Annotated in this window: 5 protein-coding genes and 1 other RNA gene; 4 read left to right on the top strand and 2 right to left on the bottom strand. The window is 67.8% G+C overall.

The window, feature by feature from the left end; translation table 11 throughout:
- The 3 genes from VNE62_12815 to ssrA form a co-directional block, all read left to right on the top strand.
- On the top strand, positions 1-800 hold an 800-nt coding region (locus VNE62_12815; GenBank protein HVE93161.1), incomplete at its 5' end, for an SAM-dependent methyltransferase.
- Positions 801-859: 59 nt separating this feature from the next.
- Positions 860-1,063 carry a hypothetical protein gene (locus tag VNE62_12810; protein ID HVE93160.1) on the top strand — a complete coding sequence of 68 codons (204 nt, stop codon included), beginning with the start codon at positions 860-862 and terminating at the stop codon, positions 1,061-1,063.
- A gap of 77 nt (positions 1,064-1,140) precedes the next feature.
- Positions 1,141-1,488, top strand: a transfer-messenger RNA (tmRNA) gene (gene ssrA / locus VNE62_12805).
- A 48-nt stretch (positions 1,489-1,536) separates the two neighbouring features.
- Here the strand turns inward: ssrA and VNE62_12800 are convergent.
- Both VNE62_12800 and VNE62_12795 read right to left on the bottom strand, forming a co-directional pair.
- Positions 1,537-2,463, bottom strand: coding sequence for a VOC family protein (locus VNE62_12800; GenBank protein ID HVE93159.1), 927 nt, complete (start codon positions 2,461-2,463; stop codon positions 1,537-1,539).
- Entirely contained in the window at positions 2,460-2,843 is a 384-nt protein-coding gene (locus VNE62_12795; protein ID HVE93158.1) for a helix-turn-helix domain-containing protein, read from the bottom strand. The genes VNE62_12800 and VNE62_12795 overlap by 4 nt, the downstream gene beginning before the upstream one ends.
- Before the next feature lie 118 nt (positions 2,844-2,961).
- On the opposite strand from VNE62_12795, the gene VNE62_12790 reads away from it, so the two are divergent.
- A complete protein-coding gene (locus VNE62_12790; protein ID HVE93157.1) occupies positions 2,962-3,486 on the top strand; it encodes a DoxX family protein in 525 nt (174 codons plus the stop codon).
- Positions 3,487-3,529: the final 43 nt, after the last annotated feature.

Below are 3,529 nucleotides of genomic sequence, written 5' to 3'. Positions count from 1 at the left end.
AGCTCATCCGGACGCAGGTCCGCGACCACCTTCTTGGGCACTTTCAGCCCGGCCTGCCGTTCTCGGTGCAGCACCGCGTGCTTCCGATGCTCGCCTACCGCCCGTACGAGATCCAGGTCGCTCTGCAGGACGAGGTACAGGAGCAGGTCGGCCTGCCCGTCAGCGTCCGCGACCCGCAACAGGTCCTTTCGGTGGTCGTCTCCGACGCCGGCGGTGCTCTCGAGGCCCATCTCGGCGTCTCGAGGACCGACCACAACCTGTCGGCGTGGCCCGGAGGCATGAGACGGTTCGCCCGGGAACCCGACCAGGTGAGCAGGTCGGAGTTCAAGCTGTTGGAGGCTCTGGAGGCGTTCGGCGTCACGCTGGACGATGCTCACCACGCCCTGGACCTCGGCGCCTCCCCGGGCGGATGGACCAGAATCCTGACCGGCAGGGGACTGCGGGTGGTGGCCGTCGACCCGGCGGACCTGCACCCGTCCGTTGAGTCGCATCCGCTGGTCACTCACCTGCGGGCGACGGCGGGTGACGCCTTCTCCCGCCGGGATCTGCCGGTCTTCGACCTGGTGGCCAACGACCTTCGAATGGAGGCTCGTCACTCGGCGAAGCTCACGGTGAGGGCAGCAGGCCTGCTGAAGCCGGGGGCCGGCACGGCGATCATGACTTTGAAACTGCCGGCGAAGCGTCCGCTGCGCGTCCTGGACGACGCGATGTCGATCCTGTCCGCGAGGTACAGAATCCGCGGAGCGAGGCACCTGTTCCACAATCGCCACGAGGTGACGGCCCACCTGTCCCTGACTTGACGCCCGCCGGGCGTCTGCGTTGACTGATCAGGACACACATTGCCCAAGGGGGTGCCGAAGTGAAGAAGCTTGCCAAGATCGCCGTCGGGCTGGCCATCGTGGCCGGCACGGTGGGAGCAGGAGGCTCGGCGCAGGCGTACTGCCAGCCGGAGCCCGTGGCATGGGAAGGCGCCAGCTCCAACGGCTGCTCCAACAGCTGCGAGGACACCAGCAAGTTGTGGGACCGGATTTTCGGCCCGGGTTTCTGGGCCTGCCCGCAGTAGAGACTGCAGGTGTGTGGCACGCCCCACCCGAACCGAGGGTGGGGTGCCGCATTCCCGGGTAGACTGGAAGCTGCGTCGGGGGTGAACTGGTTTCGACCGGGGCGGAACCGGCGCGGGTGAAGCGAGCCGAGGTTCTCGGGACCCTCGTTAAACACCTGGGAAAAGATAACTGCCAACTCAACTGCAATCGCAGCCTAGTTAGCTAGGCAGCCGCCGGCCAGGGGAGCCCGCGCCCCCGGACCCGGCGTCATAAGCGGGATCAACCCCGGCGGGGCGCCTCGACTGCCGGGGGGATCTCACCGAGGCTGGGCCCCCATCAGCCCGCCGACCGGCGGATGGGGGCCGAGATTAATAGGCCGGCTGCGCTCGGAGAAGCCCCGCGGCGGCGTTTCGGGACGCGGGTTCGATTCCCGCCACCTCCACCACCTTGTCGATGACTGCCCTCCGTTGGGTGGCAGTCGCCAGGCTCGCCATCACCTGACGCTGTGGCGCCACGCGGACGGATTCGGTAGGGGCGTCAGCTTCGTCTCCAGCTCGGCGCGCAGGTGCCGGTAGTCGGGGGGCAGAGACAGCGACTCTCCCAGTGTCTCGAGGGGCTCGTCTGCCGTGAAGCCGGGGCCGAGGGTGGCGATCTCGAAGAGCACCCCGCTCGGCTCCCGGAAGTAGATGGACTTGAAGTAGAAGCGGTCGATGATCGGCGTCACGTCCATCCCGGCCTCCGCCACCCGCTCGCGCCACGCCTCGTGATCCTCCAGGCGCGACGACCACGCCACGTGGTGGACGGTGCCGGCTCCCTGGACTCCGGCCTCGGATGCCAGGTCGTAGTCGTACAGCCCGCCCCTGAGGTCACCGCGGCACTCATAGCCGTCTCCGCCTACCGACTTGAAGCCGAGTCCCCGCTCGAGGAGTTCCCTGCTCCCGGACGGATCCTCGGTGAGAGCGCGAACGCCGTGGAAGCCCTGGAGCGCGACCTCGGCCGGGACCTCGGGGTGACGGGCGACCAGAGGCTCGTCGTCCGTTCGGACCACGCGCAGTTCGAGTCCGAGTCCTTCGGGGTCGGAGAACAGCAGCGCGTCGTCCTGCCGTGAGGACGCAGTTCCGGCAGCCTGGAGCCGGTCCTCCCAAAAGGACAGCGAGTCCGTGGATGCCACGCGCCACACGACCCGGTGGACCATTCCGGCCCCCGCGCGTCCCCGCATGGCCCCCGGGTACTCAAAGAAGGTGATGTCCGAGCCGGCGCTGCCACGTTCGTCTGCGTAGAAGAGGTGGTAGACGGTGGGGTCGTCCTGGTTGACGGTCTTCTTGACCATCCGCAGGCCTAGCGTGCCGGCGTAGAACTCGACGTTTCCCGGCGCGTCGCCGGTGATGGCCGTGACGTGGTGGATGCCCTCCAGCTTCAACGCTTGCCTCCTGTCGTTCCCCGAGTCTGCTTGCGGCGGGACGGCTCCGACCAGTCCTCGGCCCACTTCGCCGTCGCGCGAATCACCGATTCCAGTGCCCGGCCCTTGGGGGTCAGGTGGTACTCGATCCGTACCGGCGTCTCCGGAGTGACGGACCGAACGACGAGCCCTTCGGCCTCCAGCTCCTTCAGCCGCTCCGACAGCAGGCGATCCGTTAGCCCGGGGATGCCCTGTGCGATGGAGTTGAACCGGGAGGCGCCGGACAGCAAAAACCGCAGGATGACCCCGGTCCACCTGCGTCCCACGATCTCAAGCGCCCGCTGGTACTTCGGGCAAAACGGCGACAGGACCTCATGGCCGTCGTCGCATGGACCGGTCAACCTCGCCTCCTTGTCACTACGACAATATCCCCGTTGCGAGATTAGCGCACATTGATATAGTAACCTACGAAAGATAAGGAACCTACGAATGAGTAGCCCTTCGGGGCGGGAGGTGGACATGGATCTCGGGATCTTGATCCTGCGGGTTGTGCTTGGTCTTCTGTTCATGGGGCACGGGGCGCAGAAGCTGTTCGGCTGGTTCGGCGGGTACGGCGTCGCAGGCACCGCCGGGTGGCTGGAGTCGCTTGGTTTCAGGGCGGGCAAGCCTATGGCTCTGGCAGCGGGACTCTCCGAGCTCGGCGGCGGCCTGCTGATCGCGCTGGGCCTGCTCAGCCCCCTGGGAGCCGCGGCCGTCATCGGCATGATGATCACGGCTATCGCAACGGTCCACCTGGGCAAGGGCCCCTGGGCCGCCTCCGGCGGCTGGGAGCTGAACGCCACGAACATCGCGGCAGCGGCCGTGGTCGGCTTTGCCGGGCCCGGACGCTACTCGCTGGACAAGCTCGCAGGCTGGGACCTCTCCGGTCTGGAGTGGGGAGCGGCGGCGGTGACGGGGGCTGCGGTCACGAGCCTGCTGACGCTGGCGACCCGGCGTCGTCAGGTCCCGGTGGAAGCCGTCGCGACGCAGTCGCAGGCGGCCTAGGACTTGAGGGACGGGGGCCCCCGGGCTCTCGTCCCTCTTTCAT

Source organism: Actinomycetota bacterium (assembly GCA_035536535.1).
Taxonomy (GTDB): domain Bacteria; phylum Actinomycetota; class JAICYB01; order JAICYB01; family JAICYB01; genus DATLNZ01.
This window is presented reverse-complemented; position numbering and strand designations above follow the sequence as displayed.

What these genes read in the sequence shown, in the direction of transcription:
- VNE62_12790 (HVE93157.1), top strand. Translation starts at nt 2,962, where the DNA reads ATGGATCTCGGGATCTTGATCCTGCGGGTTGTGCTTGGTCTTCTGTTC.